Genomic DNA, 20,597 nt, shown 5'->3' on the forward strand with positions numbered 1-20,597 from the left:
AATAAAATAAAATTCTTTCATGCTCCTGAATGGGGTGGATTGCGGCAAAATTCAATCGCCGTTGCCGCAATCCTTAAAAAAGCCATCCTGGAGCGTGCGCGTCAGACAGCGGCCGGCAGGCCACGTTCCACCGGTCGTTCGGCGATTGGCCAATGCACCACCGCGGCGAACAGGCCGAGTGCGACCCCGAGCCACCAGACGCTGTCATACGAACCGAAGCGGTCGTAGAGATAGCCGCCCATCCACACGCCGAGGAACGAGCCGATCTGGTGCGACAGGAAGACCAGCCCGCCAAGAAGGCCGAGATGGCGCGTTCCGAACATGATCGCCACCAGCGCATTGGTCGGCGGCACCGTCGACAGCCAGAGCAGGCCCATTACCGCCGCGAACAGGATGACCGACGCCGGCGTCTGCGGCAGAAGCAGGAAGGCCGTCACCGCGATCGAGCGGCCGATATAGATCAGGGCGAGGAAATACGGCTTCGAATAGCGCTGGCCGATCGCACCGGATGCAAGCGAGCCGATGATGTTGAAGAAACCGATCAGCGCCATCGCGATCACCGCATAGCGCGCCTCGATACCGATATCGCCGAGATAGGCAGGGAAATGCGCCGTGATGAACGCCACCTGGAAGCCGCAGACGAAGAAGCCGGTGGTCAGCAGCAGATAGCTCTTGTGTCCGAGCGCCTCCCGCAAGGCTTCGCCGACCGATTGCTGGAACTGGTTCTGTGACTGGCTGCCCGAGCTCGAGTTGCCGCGCAAAGGGAAGGCGAGCAGGGGGACGATCAGCATCATGACAGACATCACCACCAGACCGTCCGACCAGCCGACATTGCTGATCAGCGCCTGGCTGAGCGGTGCGAACAGGAACATGCCCGCCGAACCGGCCGCGGTGCCGATGCCGAACGCCATCGAGCGCTGCTCGGGCGTGACGTGCCGGGCGAAGGCCGAGAGGATGACGCTGAAGGAGCCCGCGCCGATCGCCATACCGACCAGGACGCCGCCGCCGATATGCAGCCAGATCGGGGCATTGGCATGGGCCATCAGCAGCAGGCCGATGGCATAGAGAACACCCGAGACGGTCAGGACGCGGCCGGTGCCGTACTTGTCGGCGAGCGCACCGAAGAACGGCTGGCTCATGCCCCAGAACAGGTTCTGCAGCGCCATGGCGAGGCCGAAGGTCGAACGATCCCAGCCGGTATCGGCCAGCATGGGCAACTGGAAGAAGCCCATGGCGGACCTCGGCCCGAAGGTCAGCATTGCGATGAGCGAGCCGCTCGCGATGAGCAGCCAGGGCATGGGTGTGCGGGCGGTCGAGGCCATGAATCGTCTCCTTTAGGAGACTGAAAGATAGAATGAGGCCGCGCCACAGCCAAACGCATTCTCGTGAAGCTTTAATCAACCAAATTGATTGAATCCAAGTCATTGCGCAGCAAAATTGAATGATCGAGCCGCCCTTTTTCCCGGCGGCACGGGGTACGCTCTCTTACTGGAACAGCCTCAGGATGGCGCGTGCATCGGCATTGGCGATGGACAGTGACTGAATGCCGAGTTGCTGGCTTGCGAGCAGGGCCTTGAGCCGAATGGAGGCTTCGCCGAGATCGGGTTCGAGACCTTCATAGGACAGATGATCTTCTTCGATCGGCAGGTCATCTTCGAGCGCATCGTTCCACGCCGCCCATGATTCGGGCCGGGTGCCTGGAAGGTCTATCGTCCATTGCTGGCCGGAATTCTCGCGGGAGACGGGATCGGCAACGCGACGAGGCCCGGCTTCCGCATCGGAGCCGATCAGTCTCAATGTATCGAAGATGCCGGCATAGTTGCTGACGGAGGGGAACGAAGTCATGGGGTCTGCCCTGGGACGCTTGGGAAAATCGCGAGCCGGGAGAAACCCGTCGCCCAGTCATGGCGCATCGTTTCGCTGATATCCATCTAGCGATATTTAGTAAAACAAGAATTAAGACTGCAAGAAATTGTCTGGTATTTATAGTTGTCCGCCGTAATCATTTCTGAAACGGTCTATGGGGCCAGCCGGGCGCCGAAGGGTACGGTTGGGGCGTGTCTCAACCGCGCTTCTTGATCGCCCAGCCGTCCGGCCTTTTTTCCGTGATCCGCACCGTGTCGCCGATATTGAGGACGCCTTCACCGCGCGGAACGGCATTCCAGCCGAACAGCGGACCGGGCACACGACGGTCGGCTGACATCCGGATGCGCCCCATGGCCGGCATCGGATTGGCACCCTCGCGGGAGCCGGTTTCCTGGTCTTGCGTGGTCATGATGCAGCGAGCACAGGGCTTGACCAGATCGAAGGCAATGCCGCCGATCTCGATGCTTGCCCAGCCGTCCTCGGCCCAGGCTTCGTCGCAGTCGACCACGATGTTCGGCCGGAACCGTTCCATGCCGACGGATCCTTCGCCATGTGCGGCCATGTCCGCGTTCAGCGCCTTCAGCGAGCCGGTGGTCGTGACGAGCACCTGATAGCCGTCGGCAAAGCTGACGGGACTGTCAGGGCCGGCCCATTCGGCGCTTGCCTTGCGGGATGCCACGCCGTCGAAGAAGACCAGCTTGACGGGGCGCCCGAACCACTCGGAAAGGCGCTCGTTGACGCTGTCTTCGGCGACAGCCGCACTGACCACCGATTTCCATACGGCCACGTCCATGCGACGGTCCGGATGCGGCGGCGCGACCATCATGTCGCGGCCGTCGGAGAGCGTCAGCTGGAGATGGGTCGCCTGGGGTAGCGCGGTCAGTCGTGCGAGTTCCGGCAATTCCCGCTGCGTGATGAAATGCCCCGACGGGTCGGTGAGCATCATGCGCCGGTCGCCGGAAATCCCCAGCGCGTCGAGGCGGGCGGACGGAAGTGCGATGCCGCGGGCGCTCTTGAGCGGATAGACGTGGAGTTCGGTGATATGCATGGCGGACCTCAGATCTCGTCGATGAACTGCGCCAGGACCGTCGTCAGACGGTCATGTCGCTCGCGGGCAAGGAGGCTCCCTGCCTTGGTCTGGAAATTGTCGGAAAGCTTGAAGAGCTTCGCCGCGAAGTGGTCGATTGCAAACGCGCGATCGTCGAGTTCCCGGGCCTGCGCCAGCGGGTCGGCGGGATCGTAGAGGGCCGATCCCATGCGCCCGGCGGTATAGAAGCAGCGAGCGGCGCCGACCATCCCGATCGCGTCGAGCCGGTCGGCATCCTGCAACATCTTCGCCTCGAGCGTTTCGGGCGCGATGTTGGCGGTGAAGCTGTGGGCCGTGATGGCATGGGCGACCGCCTCGACGTCGCTCGAGGCCCAGCCGAGGGCGGCCAGCACGGTACTTGCCTTTTCCGCGGCCAGCCGGGAGGCCTGCGAACGCAAGGGCGAGCTCTTCTCGACCGCGACGCAGTCATGCAGCAGGACGGCGGCCGCAAGGATGCGCCCGTCGCCGCCTTCGCTCGCCTGGATCCGCATGGCGTTGCGGAAGACCCGGTGGATATGGGCGAGATCGTGCGAGCCGTCGTCGCCCTGGACGGCATGGGGCAGAAGATCGCGGGCCAGGGCCTCGTGCGGAGCGAAGCGTGTTTCGTCGAAGCCGTTCGTCATCGAGGATCCGGGTGCGGTGAACTATCGGAGCGTTCATCTAGGGGAGGGAGCCCCGGGATGGCAACCGCGGTCAGGCGTTTTCCGTCGACGTGTTCTCGTCCCCGTCGTCGCCTGAGGGCGGTTCCGCCTTCCGCCCGGTCAGGATCTTCTGGTAGAACAGCCCGATGCCGATCAGCACGCCGCCGAGGCCGATGAAGGACAAGGCCCTGAGCACGCCTTCGAGATGGCTCATGTCGATCAGGAAGGCCTTGCCCACCGAGATCAGCACCAGAACGGCCGAAGAAAGCCTGAGGCTCTTCGCATCGAACCGCGAGCCGAGCGCCAGCAGCCCGACGCCGATCACCAGCCACGCCACCGAATAGCTGTAGGTCTCTGCCTGCTCGAACCCCTTCCAGTCCGCCATGAACTCCCCATGCCAGAAGCGCCGGACCGAAAGCGTCACCCAGGCGAAACCGAGGATGGCGCCACTCACCGCCAGAGCGCTGACATAGGGCAGGGGGCGCTTGTCGCGTGCATAATAGGCAAGGCCGGCATAGGCGAGGCCCGGCAGGAGATAGCCGATCGCCAGGAGGTTGACGAGCGGCCAGGAGCCGGTGCTCTCCCCGGTGAAATAAGGGTTGAGCCCGCCCAGATGAAGCAGCAGCACATTGGCCATCGAGATGACGCCCGCCACCATCGAGCCATATCGGAAGACGGGGCTCGGCGACTTGAGGTCGAGTGTCATCAGGATGCCGGAAAGACCGGTCACCAGCAGCGTGTAGATCGACTGCTCGCCGAGCGTGGGGACGCTGTCGTCCAGCACACCGTGATTCATGGCGTGGCGCACGAGGATGGTGACGGCCAGTAGCCCGAGAAGTGCGGCGAGCCCCTGCAGGGCATTGCGCACCCGCACGCCCGGCCAGGCGCGCAGTTCGAAGGCCGACAGAAGGGCAAGGATCGCCGGAATGCCGTAACCGGGCAGCAGGGCGTTGAAGACCGGCGTGCGGCCAAGCTGGTCGGGGCCGACCAGGGTTGGATCGATGGCGATGCGCAGGAGCACCACCACCAGCGCCGCGACCATCATCCAGGGCAGGCCGCTCCAGCTCCGCAGGCGGGTCGCCATCAGATAGGCGAAGCCGAGGAGGGCGGTCAGGATCGTGGTGGTGATCCCGTCGGTCAGCATGTGCAGGCTGAAGACAAACGCGGCGAACGAACCGGCCAGCAACAGGTCGAGCCCGCGCCGGAGCATGCCGGCAAGGCCGGCGCGGGCAAAGAACTCGGTCGCCCCGATCAGGCCGATCCCGACTGCGAGGCCATAGAGCCCGTGCGTCCAGTCCCTGTCATAGATGCCGAACTGCACGAAGCTGATGGCGGCGGCCATCGTCGGCAGGGCGGCCGCGATTCCGGACCATAGCGTCGAGAGCGCCGGGTCGGTCGCGCCGCGCCGCCTGATGAAGGCAAGCCCGCAAAGGAGGAAGACCGCGCCGAGGCCGAGCGAAATCGCGATCGACTGTCCGTCCGTGCCCGCAAGCGGCATGTCGCCGCCGAGGCCGGTATCGAAGTCCTGCAGAAGATCGGAGGTGAGGGCCGCGTAAAGGGCAAGGCCGAGCACCGCGCCGACGGCGGAGATCACGCTCGGCCATGCGGCCCCGCGGCCGGCGGAGCCCGCCGCAGCCAGCGCCGCGATCACGGCCGCGGTGGCAAACAACGGATGAATGTCACCTGCCGGGTCCGGTAGAAGCATGGCAAGGGCGGGCAGCAGGGAGGCGAGCGCGACCGAGAGCCAGATTTCGACCGGTGGACGGACGAAGGCAAGGCCGAGCGTGTCCCAGCTGAGACGTTCCGCCGCGATTTCGGTGTCGAATGCCCTTGCCGGCCAGACGATGAGGGCACTGGCGATCATAGCAATCAGGGCGAGGGTGACCGGCACAAGCTCGGAGGATCCGCTCAGCAGGATATAGGCGAGCGCCCAGAGACCAAGCCCGCCGTTTGCGAGCGCCGGCACGATCCGCCAGCGCCTCAGCCGCGAGGCGGTAGCCGTCGAGACGAGCGAGAGGGTGAGAAAACCAAACAGTGTCCACGGGCTCGGCGCGGTGCTCGAGACCAGCGCGGGGGTCGCGAGCGAGGCCAGAAGCCCCAGGCCCGCCAGCGCCTGGCCGTGAAGAAGCGAAAGCGCCAGTGTCGCGAAGGCGACGAGCGCCAGCAACACGAAGGCAGGCGTCGGGCCGAAGAATCCGTAGATCCCGTGTGCGGCATAGATCGCGCCGAAGAGCGAGAGCGCACCTGCCGCTGTCAGGATGCCGGGGATCATCGCATTGTCGTAAAGGGCCGCGGCCTGCGGCAGCGCCTTGCGTCGGATGATCTCCCCGCCGGCGAGAAGGAGCATTCCGAAGAGAGCGGCAAGCGAAAGCCGCACGCCCGGTCCGAGCAACCCGCTCTCGATCGAGTAGCGCACCAGGAAAAGCCCTCCGAGCGCAAGGGCAAGCCCGCCTGCCCAGACCGCCCAGCGGGCACCGAGATAGTTTTCCAGGCTTTCCTTCGGTTTGGCCGGCGCGGGGGTCGTTGCCGTCTGCGCGGCGGGAGCGTCTTCCGCTGTCACCGCCTCGGCCGCGACCGACGCTGCGGCCATTTCCGGAACTGCCTGGCTCTCGGGCTCGACGATGTTGAGCTGGGCCTCCGGGGTCCCGGCGCGTTCGATGAGCGCGTGGTCCGCAGGCGTTTCGGGCGTCGCCACACTCGCGCCGGCGGTCAGGCGCACGAACTGCTCGGACAGTCTGCCGAGATCCTTCTCCAGTGCGTCGATGCGCTTGAAGGCGGTCCTGTTGTTGACGAACAGGATCACGACCAGGATCAGCAGAAAGAGTTCGAGCATGGGATTCCCCGGCAGTTTGCCACATGTCGGGCAACACTACCTTTTTTCCACGATCCGGGAAGAGAGGATGGTCACTGAATAGGCAGGTCGCCTTGACCTTGTGCGCAAACAGCCTTGCAATCTGTCACAAAACTTTCTAAATCAGCGTCACCGGCAGCTGCCGGTTTTCTTTGAACCTGTTTTTGCTCAACTTGAGCATAAGCGGGAAGCCAACTGGCGAGGACATCGGTATGGCACATCTCCCGGACCCCTCCATCACGACCACCGGCGCACGCCTCGAGGCGTCCGCCGCCGAGCGTTTCGGCGTCCTCGAAAGACCCGACCTTTCCTTCACGCCGGCCGTTGCCAAGGAAACCGAGCATCTCTACCAGCGGGTGAAGGATTTCATTCCGGCCATCGAGTGGCCGGTTTTCGCGCCCTACATCCACGCGATCAACCGGATCAAGAAGGAACGCGGAGCCGTCATCCTCGCCCACAATTACCAGACGCCGGAGATCTTCCACTGCGTCGCCGACATCAAGGGCGATTCGCTCCAGCTGGCCCGCGATGCCACCCGGGTCGATGCCGAGATCATCGTCCAGTGCGGCGTGCATTTCATGGCCGAGACCTCGAAACTGCTTAATCCGCAGAAGACGGTGCTGATCCCCGACAGCCGGGCCGGTTGCTCGCTGTCGGAATCGATCACGGGCGCCGACGTCCGGGCCCTGAAGGCGCGTTATCCCGGCGTTCCGGTGGTGACCTATGTGAACACCTCGGCGGACGTGAAGGCGGAGACCGATATCTGCTGCACCTCGTCGAATGCGGTCGCGGTCGTCGACAGCCTGGAGTCCGATACGGTCCTGTGCATCCCGGACGAGTTTCTGGCGCTCAACGTTGCGGCAAAGACGAAGAAGAAGATCCTCACCTGGCAGGGCCACTGCGAGGTGCATGAGCGCTTCACCGCCGAGGAACTGCTGGAATACAAGGCAAGCGATCCCTCGATCGAGATCGTCGCCCATCCCGAATGCCATCCGAGCGTGCTTGCAGTCTCCGACTATGCCGGCTCGACCTCCGGCATGATCGACTATGTCAAGACGAAGCGCCCCGGCCGCGTCCTGCTGGTGACCGAATGCTCGATGGCCTCGAACATCCAGGCCGAGGTTCCAGACGTCAACTTCGTCAAGCCGTGCAATCTCTGTCCGCACATGAAGCGCATCACGCTGCCGAAGATCCTCGACAGCCTGCTCTTCATGACGGACGAGGTCACCGTCGATCCGGCGATCGCCGGTCGCGCCCGCCTTGCCGTCGAGCGCATGATCAATCTGAAGAACTGACAAGACCCGGCTCCTGCTGGCGGAGAATGCCCGAATGGCCACGAATACCGAATCCATGCGCCCCCAGTCCTGGCAGGGCATCGATGACATCGTCATCATCGGGGGAGGCCTGGCGGGCCTTTTTTGCGCCCTGAAGCTGAGCCCCCGTCCTGTGACCGTGCTTGCCGCGGCACCGATCGGCCATGGCGCGTCCTCGGCCTGGGCGCAGGGCGGCATTGCCGCCGCGATGAGCCCGGGCGATACCTTCGACAAGCATCTGGCCGACACGCTCGCTGCCGGTGCGGGCATCGTCGACGAGAAGATGGCTCGGCTGATGATTTCCGAGGGCCCGGATCGCATCCGTGACCTGCTCGCCTATGGCGTGCCCTTCGACCGCGACCTCGAAGGCCATCTCCTGCTGTCGCGCGAAGCCGCCCATTCCGAGCGCCGCATCGTGCGCGTCAAGGGAGACCAGGCCGGCCGTGCGATCATGGAAGCCTTGATCGCGACCGTGCGCAAGACGCCGTCGATCCGCATCATGGAAGGTTATGTCGTCGAAGAACTGGTGACCGAAGGCAAGTTCATCTCCGGCGTCGTCGCCCGGCCGGATGCCGGCCTGTCGAAGACCCGCGTCGCCTTCCCGGCCCGGGCAGTGGTTCTCTGCTCCGGCGGTATCGGGCATCTCTACCAGGTCACCACCAATCCGGCCGAGGCGCGCGGCGCCGGGGTCGGCATGGCCGCCAAGGCAGGCGCGGTGATCGCTGATCCCGAATTCGTCCAGTTTCACCCGACAGCGATCGATATCGGCCACGATCCGGCACCGCTTGCGACCGAGGCCCTGCGTGGCGACGGCGCGATCCTCGTCAATCGGGCCGGCCACCGTTTCATGACCGACCTGCATCCCGATGCCGAGCTTGCCCCCCGCGATATCGTCGCCCGTGGAGTCTTTGCCGAGGTGAAGGCGGGCCGCGGCGCCTTCCTCGATTGCACCCGGGCGGTCGGCGCCCATTTCCCCGACCTGTTCCCGACCGTCTACGCGTCCTGCAAGGCGGCCGGCATCGACCCGGTCCACGACCCGATCCCGGTCGTCCCGGCCGTGCACTATCACATGGGGGGCGTGCTGGTGGATGCGGACGGCAAGACGTCGATCGACGGTCTCTGGGCAGCCGGCGAGGTAACCTCGACGGGCGTCCACGGCGCCAACCGTCTCGCCTCCAACTCGCTGCTCGAGGCGGTCGTCTTCGCCGCGCGCATTGCCGAGAGCATCAAGGGCATGCTGCCCGAGTCCACGCTCTACGAATGGCCGAAGAATGCCGGCGAGAACGATGACCTCGTCACACTGGAAGACAGCCCCGACCTGACCCGGCTCCGCCGCGAGATGTCGGCCCATGCCGGCGTCATCCGCGATGCCGATGGACTGAAGGGGCTGATCCGCCATATCGTCAAGCTCGAGCGCGGCACGAAGCGGGTTCGCCTCTCCAACATGGCGGCAACCGCGAAGCTGATCGCCACCGCGGCGTTGCTGCGCGAGGAAAGCCGCGGTGGCCACTACCGTTCCGATTGTCCGGAGCCGGTGGAGGCGTTCCGCCACCGCACCTTTATGACGCTCAAGGATGCCGATCGCATTGCGGCCGAGATCGCCGGCTGACCCGAGACGGAGGAACCACCGATGACCGAACCATTCCGTCCCGTTCTGCTTCCGCTGATGGCCGAAGAACAGGTGAGGGCGGCCCTTCTCGAGGATCTAGGGCGGGCCGGCGACATCACCACCTATGCGACGATCGGGCCCGAAAAGCGGGCGCGCGCTGCGCTGAACAGCCGCGAGGACGGCGTGATCGTCGGCGTCGAGCTGGCGCGCGCCGCCTTTCGCCTGGTCGATCCTTCGGTCGTCTTCGATGCCGGGGTCGGCGATGGTGACCTGGTGAGAGCTGGCGACGCGCTCATCCGCGTGGAAGGGCCGGCCCGTTCCATCCTCTCTGCCGAACGCGTGGCGCTCAATTACCTGATGCATCTCTCCGGCGTCGCGACCTACACGGCCCGCTTCGCCGCCGAGATCGCCCATACCCGTGCCCGCGTCACCTGCACGCGCAAGACCTTGCCGGGCCTCCGGGCCGTCGAAAAGTTCGCGGTGCGCCTCGGCGGCGGCTCGAACCATCGTTTCGGGCTCGACGATGCGGTCCTCATCAAGGACAATCACATCGCCGTTGCGGGCGGCGTGGCGGCAGCGATCAGCGCTGCCCGTGCCTATGCCGGCCATCTGGTGAAGATCGAGGTGGAAGTCGACAATCTGGACCAGATGCGCGCGGCGCTCGCCGCGCGTCCCGATGCCATCCTGCTCGACAACATGGGGCCGGAGCTGCTGGCCGAAGCGGTCGGCATCAACCGTGCCCATCACGGGCTTTCGGAGGCGGATTATGTCGCCACTGCGGGCCGTGTCGTGCTCGAGGCATCCGGCAACGTCAATCTTCAGACGGTGCGGGCAATCGCCGAGACCGGCGTTGATTTCATCTCCACGTCGAAGATCACCATGGCCGCACCGACGCTCGATATCGGCCTGGATGTGGATATCGACTGACGAAAGTTAGCTATTTCGTATCGGATGTAACTGCCGATCTGCGTGTCGTCCGTCACAACGGGTGACGGAATTCCTGTGTCTTTCAAGGTATTGAAATATTTTAGAAGATACGCAAAATACTTATCATAGATAATTATTGGTTTTGACCGGTTTTCGAGAATCTCCTAGCCCGGAGATGCCCGTTGTTCTTGGTATTGCGTACTGCGGATACAGACATTTGAGCCGATATTTGCGGAGGTTTGTATGACCAGTGTATCTTCGTCGCTCAGCGGCAACGCTTTGTATTCGACTTCGCTTGCCGGGTTGGACACCAACGGGGACGGTATTGTCTCCGCCGAGGAGCGGGCGGCTGCCGAACAGTCGGCAGCGCGCAAGCGCACGCAGGACCCGACCGTCGAGAACGAAAACGCTGCAAGCGGCGTTTCCGGCCAGATCACCGGCGACATGATCGCCATGCTGCTTGCCCATGCCGGAGACGAAACCCAGTCCGAAGACCGGCCTCACGACGATGAGGTCGGGCCCGTCGACCGCGTTGCCGCAGACAGTTACGGCGACGACGACACTGTCAGCATTTTCGACGTGCTTGACGAAATGAGTCAGGTGATTGCCGCCTATTCCGCCTATGGAACTGCCGAAACCGGCGACGCCGAGGTTGTCGAGAAGGCCGACATCACGCTCTGATCTGGTGCCGTCCGCGAAGGGGCTGGTCGGCAAAGGCGTCCCGCCCGTCCTCTGCGCCCCTTTCTCGCGCGCCGTGGCGATAGAACCGGCCAACCACTCGATTCAGCGACCGCCGACCTTCAGCCCGGGCGCCGGGCGCTCCTCGAGAATCTGGCGGCGGAAATGGAAGAGCGCCGCCGGCCGGCCACCGGTCGCAAGCGTTCCCCCGGTGGGCTCCACCAGTTCTGCACCCTCGACGAGCCGGCGGAAGTTCTGCTTGTGCAAGTGACGGCCGGAAATCGCCTCGACCGTGGTCTGCAATTCGGTGAGGGTGAATTCCTCGGCCATCAGTTCGAAGACCACCGGCCGATATTTGATCTTGCCGCGCAGTCGGGCAAGCGCGGTCGCCGCGATGCGCCGGTGATCGAAGCGCATGGCGATCCCGAGCGGCACCGAAACCCGCCGGCGGGCCGCTCGTCCGTCGAGAACCGCTTCCTCCACCAATCCCGCCTCGTAGAGCAGTTCGTAGCGTTCGAGTACGCGCTCCTCGTCGAAGGGAAAATCGTCGAGGCCGAAGGCGAGCTTCAGCCGCGACCGCCTCGACGGGCGCATCTCGACCTTGTCCTCGGCCGGGTTTTCCTCGGCCCATTCGGCAAGCGCCGGAAGGATCACCTGGTCGATCACCGGCGGACGACCATGGCGCCAGTCCTCCCACGGCAGGTAGCTGTACCAGTCACGCCAGTGCACCCCGGCTGCGTCGAGGCTTGCCTCGCCGGCAGCGTCCATCCGGGTCAGCGCCAGATAGCCGACCGAAACGACATGGGGACCCACGTCTCCCGCCATCTTGTAGCGGCCCCGGTCGCCGAAGGTGTAGAGCTGCTCGATATAGCCCATGTGCAGCGCCGTGCGGGCCGTGACCGTGGTGCGCAGCGACATTTCCATGGTGCGGTGGCGAACCGGATCGAAGGGGCCGAAGGGCAGACCGTCCAGCCGGCTTGCCGGGTCGTCGACCACCAGGATGCGCGGATTGCCGCCGGTGACGGAAACGATCGCGGCATTGAGGCCGATTTCGACCGACGTGCTCATGGCGTGCCGCCCGCCTCGGGTAGGCAAAGCGTGAAGGGCGCGTTGCCGTCGGCATCCGCGCCCCGCCCGATCCCTTTCACCGCCGCGACGAGGCGACCGCCGCGAGACAACAGGCTGTCGCCGATCTCGACGAGGCGGGAATTGGGCGTCGCATAGGGCGAGGCGGCGCGGAGCCTCTGCGCCAGTGCCTCGTCGTCATCATCGGGAGCGACGGCAAGACTGGCAATCAGTGCCGCTGCCGGCGACCGTGAGACGCCCATCCAGCAATGGATCAGCAAGGGGGCCGAACGATCCCAGCTGCGGGCAAAATCGATGATTTCCAGGACGTGGCGCTCCTGTGGCGCGATCAGGTCTCCGGTGCCGGCAAAGGTGATGTCGTTGACGCCGAGCTTGAGATGGCGCCCGGCCGAAATCACCGCGGGACGATGAAAATCCTGCTTTTCGGCAATCAGGCTGATCATCTCCCGCGCCTTGTGGCGGACGGCGAGTTCGGCGATGCGCGAGAGCGGGGAAACGACGATCAGGCTCATGGCGTCACCTTTTCCCACTGCCGCGCAGGCGCTCGATCGCTTCGAAACGCTCCATGAACAGGGCCTGTGCCTGGAAAGCCGGCAGCGGCTCGATCGGCAGCACGTCTCGCGTGATCCCGCGCGGCTGGCCGAAGAACTTGCGGGCCTCGGCCTCGGAAAAGCCGGCAAGTTCGATCGCCTCGAAATACGCCGAAACCTTGTCTGCCTTCTTGATCTGGTCTTTGAGCGTCCGCGTCGGGTGTGCCGGCAGGCCGAAGCGCAGGTGGATCGCCGCTTCGAGCCGCCGTTCCACCAGTTTGTATCCACCGCCGACCACCGCCTTGAAGGGCGAGATCATGTCGCCGATCACATATTCGGGGCCGTCATGCAGCAGCGCCATCTGCAACTCGTCGGGCGTGGCCTTCGGATTGTGGCGTCGGAAAATCGCCTCGACGATGATGCTGTGCTGGGCGACGGAAAAGGCGTGGTCGCCGAAGGTCTGGCCGTTCCAGCGCGCGACGCGGGCAAGGCCATGGGCGATATCCGAGATCTCGACGTCGAGCGGCGAGGGATCGAGCAGGTCGAGCCGGCGGCCGGACAGCATGCGCTGCCAGGCCCGGGCCGAAGGGATCGCCGCCTCGCTCACGCTTCAGCCCTCCTCGGTGGACGTGGCGGGAAAGGCAAGCCCCGACCATGCCGGAAGGGTGACAATGACCACGGTTTCGCCGGCGAGGATCGGCGTGCCGCTGGCGAGCGCCTCTCCGACCCGGTCAATCCGCAGGATGGCGAGGGCCCGCGCGCCGGCAACGGTCCCGAGCGTGCCGACAGGTTTTCCCCCGGCCGTAAGCTCGGTGCCGGGGGAGGGCAGCGTTGTATCTGCACTCACCAGCACGATACGACGACGCGCCGTTCCCCGGTGCTGCATCCGGGACACGACCTCCTGGCCGACATAGCACCCCTTCTTGAAGGATACGCCGCCCATCAGGTCGAAGAGGACGTCATGCGGGAAAGCGTCCTGGAGCGCGAAGTCCCGCCCGGATTCCGCAATGCCGGCAAGGACGCGCAGCGCATCATAGCCTTTGAGGTTGGCAGGCGCGGCTCCGCCCGGACGACGGGTCACGCGGATCCCGGCGACGGCGAAGCGATGATCCACGAAGCCTTCCTCGTCGATATCCTCGCCCCAACTCACCGAAACGCCGTGCTCTTCGCGCGCCGCGATGACGACCGCTGCCCGCAGCTTGTACATGCTGAGCCTCTTGATCAGTGCCTCGCCCTGCTCGTGGGCCGTATCGATCAGGAAGCCTTCGCCATCGCGCGAAATCAGGAAGTCGAAGAGGATCTTGCCCTGTGGTGTCAGCAACGCGCCGGGCCACGCCTCGCCCTGTGGCAGGCCGGCAATGTCGGTGGTCACGAGATTGTGCAGGAAATGCTCGGCATCGCCGCCGGAAACCTGGATCAGCGCGCGGTCGGGCAAGAGGGCAGAGGGCATTGTCGCTCCCATCCGGTTGGTCGTTGTCCGAGAGTTAGAACATCGCGCCGCAAAAGGGAATCGATTCGATCGGTTGACCGCAACTGATTTACCGAACGGAGGCTGTCGCGGCTCAGTCGCCGGCGGCAAAGAACTTCCATTGCCCGTCCGGCGAAATGCCGAGACGGAAGAAGTTGTAGTTGCCAAGTTCCTCCATCTCCGCGACGTCGCCGGCGGTGACGATGCGCAGCAGTTCGACCTTTTCCGGCGGAGTGAGAAGCGACAGCGGCTTCTCGGCGAAGTAGGGCCAGACATAAGCCTCGTCCCGCGTCCCGGCGTCGACGTGCACGAAACCGGTCGACAGGATGTCGATCAGGATGGCGAGGATCTCGACGCCGTCCGGGTCGCCGGACAACGACTTGAGCTTGGCGACCGGGTCGTTCTCGTCTGTGCCGAGCTGGATCTGGGTCTGGTTCGGGCCGGGGTTCATCAAGGCGCGGAGGCGCTCGATGTCGCCGGAGGCGGCCGCCTCGATCATCAGTTCACGCATGCGGCGCACCGGCTCGGGCGCCTTCGATATGTCGTAGATCACCTCCGGTGGCGGCTTCTGCGGCTCGGCGGAGTCGGCATCGGTCTGATCTTCGCCCGGCTTGTTGATCAGAGGATCGGGATCCGGAATGCCGGTGAGACCGGGATCTGCGGCATCATCGTCCGGCTTCTCGTCCTCGGTCGGTTCCGGTGCCGTCGAACTGTCAGGCTCTTCCGTCTGCTGCTGTCCGGGGATCTGTGGAATGTCGGAGAGCGCCCAGGCGGCCCGCGGGCTGCCAGCCAACGACGTGACTATCGTTGCGACGGCTGAAAGGCCCACGAGGCTGTGATGCCACAAGGGCGCCGGCCTGCTCAGCATTGTCCTGCCTCTGGATCTCGTTACTGGAAACGCCGCTCGGGAGAAAACTCGCCGGCCAGCATGCGGCTGCGTAGCGATTCGAGGATGGCCTCTGCACCGTCTTCGCCATGAATCCGGATCGTTTCCCGCATCGCCAGCGCGAAGGCTGCATCCGCGATGATCTCCGGCTCAATCCCGTCCGCGATGCCGTCGGCCCAGGCTTCGTTCTGGTACTCCAGCGCAGCCTGCGTCTTCTCGTGTACGATCATCTCGTCGATCTCGTTGCGGCGCGGTTCCATCGTCATTCCTCAGAGCGTAAGTCCTTACTCACCTGTTAACAACATTATCAGCCTTTTGCCAAAACGACACGGCCTCAGACTAAAACAGGTGAATTATTCGTTAATTTCCAAAGCGGGCGGCAATTTCGACAGCCAGTGTTGCCCCTTCGTTACGGTAAAGCTGCTCGGCTGCGACCGCGGAGGCCGTGCAGGTCGTGTAAACGGAGGCAAAGGAACGGTAGCCGCGATTGTAGGCGGAGATCATCTGCGCCTTGCGCTTCGGCTCGGTGCCGGTTTCCGCGTCGATCAGCTGCTGCATGGCCTGGCGCCATTCCGGCTCGCCGTCCTTGTTGCACAGATTGCGCAGGTAGTGGACCGCGCCCATCACTTCGGAAAGGCGGGCGAGCTTGGCGTCGTAGGGAGCCGGTTTTTCCGTCGGCTCTGTCGCGACCGGCGGGACGTCCTGCACCTCCTGGGCAACGCTGGCCGAGGGGGCGAGGGACAAGACAAGCCATGCGACGGCGAGGAGAACCCTGCCGGAAAGTCTGGTCATGCGCATCCCGTCTGCCCTGTTGCCGCTGCCCGTGTCGCCATGGATGCCGAAGCACCTACCGATCATTAGCCCGCTTCGCCGATGCTGACCAGCCTTTCGACGCATGCCCGAACGCTCTCCGGCACCGGCAGGAGGGCGATCTCCTCCGGCAGGTACCAGCCGGCCTCCAGCGCGTCGTCATCGGCGACGGCCTCGGTCTCGGGTGCTGTCTCGACCCGGAACACGGAGAGCAGGAAGTGACTTTCCGGCCGCCCGTCCTCGGGCAGGAGTTCGACGGTTTCGAACAGGCGTGGCTCGCGTCCCAAAAGTCCGGTTTCTTCGAAAAGCTCGCGGATCGCAGTCTCCTCCGGCGTTTCGCCGGGCTCGGCGCGCCCGCCCGGAAAGGCATAGAGATCGGCGGCCGGCGGATTGCGGCGTCTCACCAACAGAAAGCGTCCTTCGCGTTCGACGATCGCCGAGGAGGCGAGGCGTGGGCGGGGCTGCATCGGTGACCGGTCTCCTGTCGATGGGTTTGGGAATGCTGGGGAGAGGCGGCGCGCGAAGCACCGTCTGAGGTTCGACTATCGCCAGTTTTGCAAGGCGTCGCAAGGTTTGTTCGTCCCCTTTGCCCCCACCTTGACCCGTCCGGCCGCTGGTGCCATGGATTGGCCATGTGCGGACGCTTCTCACTGACGGCGACACCTGAAGAGGTGCAGGAATTCCTCAATCTTCTGGATCTCGAGGGCTTTCCGGCGCGCTACAACATTGCCCCGACCCAGCCCATCCTCGTCGTGATTGCTTCCGATCGGCAGGATCCGGGGAGCAACCTGCCGCAGAGGAAGGCGCTCCTGGTGCGCTGGGGGCTGATGCCCGGCTGGGTCAAGGATCCCAAGGATTTTCCGCTGCTGATCAACGCCCGGTCGGAAACGGCGATCGGCAAGGCTTCTTTTCGGGCAGCCATGCGTCATCGCCGCGTGCTGGTGCCGGCGTCAGGCTTTTATGAATGGCATCGGCCGCCCAAGGAAAGCGGTGAAAAGCCACAAGCCTACTGGATCAAACCGCGCCACGGCAGGATTGTCGCCTTTGCCGGCCTGATGGAAACCTGGTCGTCGGCAGACGGCTCGGAGGTGGATACCGGCGCGATCCTGACGGTCGGGGCCAATCGCACGATCGGCCGCATCCACGACCGCATGCCGGTGGTGATAAAGCCCGAGGATTTCGAACGTTGGCTGGACTGCAAGTCAGGCGAGCCGCGTCATGTCGAGGATCTTCTGGTCCCGGCCGAGGAGGATTTCTTCGAGGCCGTGCCCGTGTCCGACCTCGTCAACAAGGTCGCGAATACCGGACCGGAGGTTCAGGCCCCGGTCGGGGAGAGCCTGGAGATTGCCAGGCCGGAAAAGAAGGCGTCCGGCAACGGCCAGATGAGCCTCTTCTGAAGGTCGCTCAGGCGACCTTGGCTGCGGGCTTTCGCTTCAGCATCAATGCTGCGGCGATTACGGCCTTGAGGCCAAGCGGACGGTAATTCGCCGTCAGCGTCTCGGTCTTCGGCTTCGCCTCGGCGGGGGCCTTGGTGGTCATGTCATGCTCCTGAAGTGTTTCCGGTCGTTTCTTGTGATTTGTTTTTTTTGCTCTGTCTGAGCAGAACATGACAAAAGCGTGACGCTCGCCATGACGCAAATCAAATTTGAAGAGAATCGACCAAGATTTGCGAATCTTGGCCGATTTCACTTCGAATCGGCCGTGGTTCTCGGCTTTTGGGAGCTCAGAGGCCCCGATCGATCTCAGAAAGCCCGCTTTCCGCACTTTCTTCGCCGATCGTCAGCGTGCCGTAGCGACGGTGCCAGGAGCGGGCGCCGAAGGGCAGCGACAGGAGATAGGCAAGCACCGTCAGCGACAGCACCTCCCAGGTGAAGCTCATCAGCAGTGCGACATAGAGCACCACGCCGAGAATCATCGGCAGGACGAGGTCGCGGCGGATGCGGCTCTTTCCGGACTTGCCGGACCAGACCGGCAGGCGGCTGACGAGCAGATAGGCGATCAGCACCGTGTAGGTGGCGCCGGCATAGGCGACGGGCGCGCTCGGCGGAACGCCGAGGAAGCCGAGATAGACGGGCAGGAGCACGAGCATGGCGCCGGCCGGCGCCGGCACGCCGACGAAGTATTCGGACTGCCACGGAACCTTGGTCTCGCGGTCTTCCATGACGTTGAAGCGTGCCAGGCGAAGGCCGGCCGCAATCGCATAGATCAGGGCGGCGATCCATCCGAAGGAGCGGGCCTGGTCGAGAATGAAGACGTAAAGCACGAGGGCAGGGGCGACGCCGAAATTGACGATGTCGGCGAGCGAATCCATCTGCGCGCCGAACTTCGATGTCGCCTTCATCATGCGGGCGATCCGCCCGTCGATGCCGTCGAGAAAGGCCGCCGCCAGCACCATGCCGACGGCAAGCTCGTAGCGGTTTTCGAAGGCCAGCCGCACGCCGGTCAGGCCGGCGCAGATCGCGAGCACCGTGATGAGGTTCGGAACGACCAGACGGAGCGGTATTTCGCGCAGGCGCGGTCCGCGCCCCTTGTCGTTCTCGTCGGTTTCACCGTTCTGCGGCTTCGGCCTCAGCATGATTGTTCTTCCTGTGCTGCGTTCAGCTGCGGCGGCTGACCACCGGCCCCTTCGAGGAGCCGAACTCGGCGATGACCGTCTCACCGGCAATGGCCGTCTGGCCGAGCGCGACGCGCGGTTCGGCGCCGACGGGCAGGAAGACGTCGAGGCGCGAGCCGAAGCGGATCAGGCCGAAGCGTTCGCCAGCGGCCAGCGGATCGCTGGGATTGGCCCAGCAGACGATGCGGCGGGCGACGAGGCCGGCGATCTGGACCACGCCGATTTCACCATGTGTCGTCTCGATGACGAGGCCGTTGCGTTCGTTTTCCTGGCTGGCCTTGTCGAGCTCGGCGTTGAGGAAGCGTCCTTCGCGATAGACGATGTTGGTGATGCGGCCGCGGACCGGCGAACGGTTCACATGGCAGTTGAAGACGTTCATGAAGATCGAGATACGCAGCATCGGCTCGGAGCCGAGATGCAGTTCTTCCGGCGGCACGGCCATCTGGATGGCGGAGACCCGCCCGTCGGCCGGGCTGACGATGAGGTCGTCGTCCTGCGGCGTCACACGTTCCGGATCGCGGAAGAAATAGGCGCACCAGAGCGTCAGGATCATGCCGATCCAGAACAGCGGCTCGAAGATCCAGCCGAGAATGATCGACGCCACGAAGAAGGCGGCGACGAAGGGATAACCTTCCTTGTGCACCGGCACGATAGCCTTACGGATGCTTTCGAACAAATCCATGAAAACCTCGTTTCGTTGCTAGGGATCGACGTGGGTGACTACTCCGAAAGCGCGCCGGGGGCAATGCTTGCGACACGGAAAGCCGAAAGGCGCGGCAAAACGCGCCCGCCCGGGATATTCTTGTCAACCTGTGTCGGTGTCCACTTTCCGTCAATACTTTGATCCTAAAAATGCCGGGTACGATTTTGCAGGGCTCGGGTCGGGAGATGATCTCCAGCGCCCATCATGATGGATCAAGCTTTGTCCGGTGTCGAAACGAGTGCGCTGAAGCCCAGGCTTGTGCGGGAAGACGACGACGTCTTCTGGATCGGTGGGGAAGCCCAGCCGATCCCGTCTCTGTTGGCCGAAGCAGGTGTGCACGTCAATTTCACCGGTCTTGCCTTCAAGCGCCCCGCCGTCTGTTTCGTCCCCGTTTCCGCCGATCGTCTGGGCAACACCGTCCGTGAACTGCGCCAGGCGCTTGGCGAGCATGTTTATCTGGTCATCGTCACGTCCCGCCTGAGTGCCGCCTGGATCGAGCGTGTCGTCGAGTTTGGCGCCGATGACGTGGTCGACGTCTCATCGTCCGACGCGGTAACCACCTGCGTGGCGCGTGCTCGTCGAGCGCTGAACCGGGCGCGGGCGGCCGTGGCCGACCGCACGTATCTGTCGCTCGAACGCGATTACCTGCAAGCCTGCATCGACAACCTGCCGACACCGATCTTCTTCAAGAATGCCGATGGTGTTTATGTCGGCTGCAACACGGCGTTCGCCGCCTTCATCGGCCGACCGGTCGACGGCGTCGTCGGACGATCCGTCTTCGAGGTCGCGCCGCAGTCGCTCGCGGCCCGTTACCAGGCGGCAGACGACGACCTTCTGGTCCGGGGCGGAACCCAGGTTTACGAAAGCGAAGTGCATCATTCCGGCGGCCGGCGCCGGCACGTCGTCTTCCACAAGGCGGCCATGCAGGGTGGCGACGGGAGTGTACGCGGGATTGCAGGGGCTATCCTCGACATTACCGAACGCAAGATGCTTGAGGCGCAGTTGATCGAAGCCGCCGAACGCGATCCGCTGACCAACGCCTACAACCGGCGCAAGTTCTTCGAACTCGCCCAGGCGATGACCGCCGAGGCAGCGGCCTTTGGGCGGCCCGTTTCCGTCGCCGTCATCGACGTCGACCAGTTCAAGCTGATCAACGACCGGCTCGGCCATGCCGAGGGGGATAACACCCTGCGCATGATTTCCGCTGTGCTGGAGGAGACGATCGGCGACGCCAATGTTGTCGCCCGCGCCGGCGGGGAGGAGTTCTACGCCTTCTTCCCCTATGTCACCGCCGTCGAAGTGGCACCCGTCGTCGACCGGATGCGCATCGCCGTTCAGCGCAATTGCAGCCAGGCTGCGCTCTCCGACGTTGCCGGCACGATCAGCATCGGTCTCGCCGACTTCGATCCGCGAACCGAAAACCTCGACGATGCCCTGAAGCGCGCCGACTACGCGCTCTACGTTGCCAAGGACAGCGGCCGGAACCGCGTCTGCATCGCCGACTGAACGCGCGGCGTGCCGCGCATGT

The 20,597-nt window shown here is 64.3% G+C and carries 22 protein-coding genes and 1 pseudogene; 6 read left to right on the top strand and 17 right to left on the bottom strand.

What is annotated here, in order from left to right; translation table 11 throughout:
* Positions 1–101: 101 nt before the first annotated feature.
* The 6 genes and pseudogenes from ACX93L_RS13315 to ACX93L_RS13340 all read right to left on the bottom strand — a co-directional run bounded on the left by ACX93L_RS13315 (position 102) and on the right by ACX93L_RS13340 (position 6,666).
* Positions 102–1,322, bottom strand: a complete 1,221-nt coding sequence (locus ACX93L_RS13315; RefSeq protein WP_459405270.1) for an MFS transporter — start codon at positions 1,320–1,322, stop codon at positions 102–104.
* 163 nt (positions 1,323–1,485) lie between these two features.
* A pseudogene (locus tag ACX93L_RS13320) lies at positions 1,486–1,596 on the bottom strand (flagellin); the annotation flags it as partial.
* Positions 1,597–2,062: 466 nt separating this feature from the next.
* Positions 2,063–2,914: an MOSC domain-containing protein gene (locus tag ACX93L_RS13325; protein ID WP_459405271.1), complete on the bottom strand. Its 852-nt coding sequence runs from the start codon at positions 2,912–2,914 to the stop codon at positions 2,063–2,065.
* An 8-nt stretch (positions 2,915–2,922) separates the two neighbouring features.
* The gene (locus ACX93L_RS13330) at positions 2,923–3,576 is read right to left on the bottom strand and encodes an HD domain-containing protein (protein ID WP_459405272.1); all 654 of its coding nucleotides are present in this window, start codon (positions 3,574–3,576) and stop codon (positions 2,923–2,925) included.
* Positions 3,577–3,646: 70 nt separating this feature from the next.
* A complete protein-coding gene (locus ACX93L_RS13335) occupies positions 3,647–6,427 on the bottom strand; it encodes a DUF2339 domain-containing protein (RefSeq protein ID WP_459405273.1) in 2,781 nt (926 codons plus the stop codon).
* Between the two features lie 71 nt (positions 6,428–6,498).
* On the bottom strand, positions 6,499–6,666 hold the full coding sequence (locus ACX93L_RS13340; RefSeq protein WP_459405274.1) for a hypothetical protein: 168 nt from the start codon (positions 6,664–6,666) through the stop codon (positions 6,499–6,501).
* On the opposite strand from ACX93L_RS13340, the gene nadA reads away from it, so the two are divergent.
* The 4 genes from nadA to ACX93L_RS13360 all read left to right on the top strand — a co-directional run bounded on the left by nadA (position 6,658) and on the right by ACX93L_RS13360 (position 10,975).
* Positions 6,658–7,740: a quinolinate synthase NadA gene (nadA, locus tag ACX93L_RS13345; RefSeq protein ID WP_459405275.1), complete on the top strand. Its 1,083-nt coding sequence runs from the start codon at positions 6,658–6,660 to the stop codon at positions 7,738–7,740. The two genes, ACX93L_RS13340 and nadA, sit on opposite strands and share 9 nt — an antisense overlap.
* 34 nt (positions 7,741–7,774) lie before the next feature.
* Positions 7,775–9,367 carry an L-aspartate oxidase gene (locus tag ACX93L_RS13350; protein WP_459405276.1) on the top strand — a complete coding sequence of 531 codons (1,593 nt, stop codon included), beginning with the start codon at positions 7,775–7,777 and terminating at the stop codon, positions 9,365–9,367.
* A gap of 21 nt (positions 9,368–9,388) precedes the next feature.
* Positions 9,389–10,294: a carboxylating nicotinate-nucleotide diphosphorylase gene (gene nadC, locus ACX93L_RS13355; RefSeq protein ID WP_459405277.1), complete on the top strand. Its 906-nt coding sequence runs from the start codon at positions 9,389–9,391 to the stop codon at positions 10,292–10,294.
* A 243-nt stretch (positions 10,295–10,537) separates the two neighbouring features.
* Positions 10,538–10,975 (top strand): hypothetical protein, encoded by a 438-nt coding sequence (locus ACX93L_RS13360; RefSeq protein WP_459405278.1) that lies wholly within the window; start codon positions 10,538–10,540, stop codon positions 10,973–10,975.
* Between the two features lie 102 nt (positions 10,976–11,077).
* Here the strand turns inward: ACX93L_RS13360 and ACX93L_RS13365 are convergent, their stop codons facing one another.
* The 8 genes from ACX93L_RS13365 to ACX93L_RS13400 all read right to left on the bottom strand — a co-directional run bounded on the left by ACX93L_RS13365 (position 11,078) and on the right by ACX93L_RS13400 (position 16,219).
* Positions 11,078–12,040 carry an NUDIX hydrolase gene (locus ACX93L_RS13365; protein WP_459405279.1) on the bottom strand — a complete coding sequence of 321 codons (963 nt, stop codon included), beginning with the start codon at positions 12,038–12,040 and terminating at the stop codon, positions 11,078–11,080.
* Positions 12,037–12,570 carry a tyrosine phosphatase family protein gene (locus tag ACX93L_RS13370; RefSeq protein WP_459405280.1) on the bottom strand — a complete coding sequence of 178 codons (534 nt, stop codon included), beginning with the start codon at positions 12,568–12,570 and terminating at the stop codon, positions 12,037–12,039. Before ACX93L_RS13370 ends, ACX93L_RS13365 begins: the two co-directional genes overlap by 4 nt.
* A gap of 4 nt (positions 12,571–12,574) precedes the next feature.
* Positions 12,575–13,153, bottom strand: a complete 579-nt coding sequence (locus ACX93L_RS13375) for a YfbR-like 5'-deoxynucleotidase (protein WP_459405387.1) — start codon at positions 13,151–13,153, stop codon at positions 12,575–12,577.
* 45 nt (positions 13,154–13,198) lie between these two features.
* Positions 13,199–14,038, bottom strand: coding sequence for a CAF17-like 4Fe-4S cluster assembly/insertion protein YgfZ (ygfZ, locus tag ACX93L_RS13380; RefSeq protein ID WP_459405281.1), 840 nt, complete (start codon positions 14,036–14,038; stop codon positions 13,199–13,201).
* A 112-nt stretch (positions 14,039–14,150) separates the two neighbouring features.
* Positions 14,151–14,924, bottom strand: coding sequence for a hypothetical protein (locus tag ACX93L_RS13385; protein WP_459405282.1), 774 nt, complete (start codon positions 14,922–14,924; stop codon positions 14,151–14,153).
* Between the two features lie 20 nt (positions 14,925–14,944).
* Positions 14,945–15,202: a hypothetical protein gene (locus ACX93L_RS13390; protein WP_169589206.1), complete on the bottom strand. Its 258-nt coding sequence runs from the start codon at positions 15,200–15,202 to the stop codon at positions 14,945–14,947.
* 100 nt (positions 15,203–15,302) lie between these two features.
* Positions 15,303–15,734 (bottom strand): TIGR02301 family protein, encoded by a 432-nt coding sequence (locus ACX93L_RS13395; protein WP_459405283.1) that lies wholly within the window; start codon positions 15,732–15,734, stop codon positions 15,303–15,305.
* 65 nt (positions 15,735–15,799) lie between these two features.
* Positions 15,800–16,219 carry an NUDIX hydrolase gene (locus tag ACX93L_RS13400; RefSeq protein ID WP_459405284.1) on the bottom strand — a complete coding sequence of 140 codons (420 nt, stop codon included), beginning with the start codon at positions 16,217–16,219 and terminating at the stop codon, positions 15,800–15,802.
* Positions 16,220–16,384: 165 nt separating this feature from the next.
* Here ACX93L_RS13400 and ACX93L_RS13405 point away from each other — a divergent pair, with 165 nt between their 5' ends.
* Positions 16,385–17,149, top strand: a complete 765-nt coding sequence (locus ACX93L_RS13405) for an SOS response-associated peptidase (protein ID WP_459405285.1) — start codon at positions 16,385–16,387, stop codon at positions 17,147–17,149.
* Between the two features lie 7 nt (positions 17,150–17,156).
* Here the strand turns inward: ACX93L_RS13405 and ACX93L_RS13410 are convergent, their stop codons facing one another.
* The 3 genes from ACX93L_RS13410 to ACX93L_RS13420 form a co-directional block, all read right to left on the bottom strand.
* Positions 17,157–17,291, bottom strand: coding sequence for a hypothetical protein (locus ACX93L_RS13410; RefSeq protein ID WP_459405286.1), 135 nt, complete (start codon positions 17,289–17,291; stop codon positions 17,157–17,159).
* Between the two features lie 184 nt (positions 17,292–17,475).
* Positions 17,476–18,327, bottom strand: coding sequence for a CDP-alcohol phosphatidyltransferase family protein (locus tag ACX93L_RS13415; protein ID WP_459405287.1), 852 nt, complete (start codon positions 18,325–18,327; stop codon positions 17,476–17,478).
* 22 nt (positions 18,328–18,349) lie between these two features.
* Positions 18,350–19,048 carry a phosphatidylserine decarboxylase gene (locus ACX93L_RS13420; protein ID WP_169589197.1) on the bottom strand — a complete coding sequence of 233 codons (699 nt, stop codon included), beginning with the start codon at positions 19,046–19,048 and terminating at the stop codon, positions 18,350–18,352.
* Between the two features lie 225 nt (positions 19,049–19,273).
* On the opposite strand from ACX93L_RS13420, the gene ACX93L_RS13425 reads away from it, so the two are divergent.
* Positions 19,274–20,575, top strand: coding sequence for a GGDEF domain-containing protein (locus ACX93L_RS13425; RefSeq protein WP_459405288.1), 1,302 nt, complete (start codon positions 19,274–19,276; stop codon positions 20,573–20,575).
* Positions 20,576–20,597: the final 22 nt, after the last annotated feature.

This window comes from Rhizobium sp. CAU 1783 (assembly GCF_054551725.1).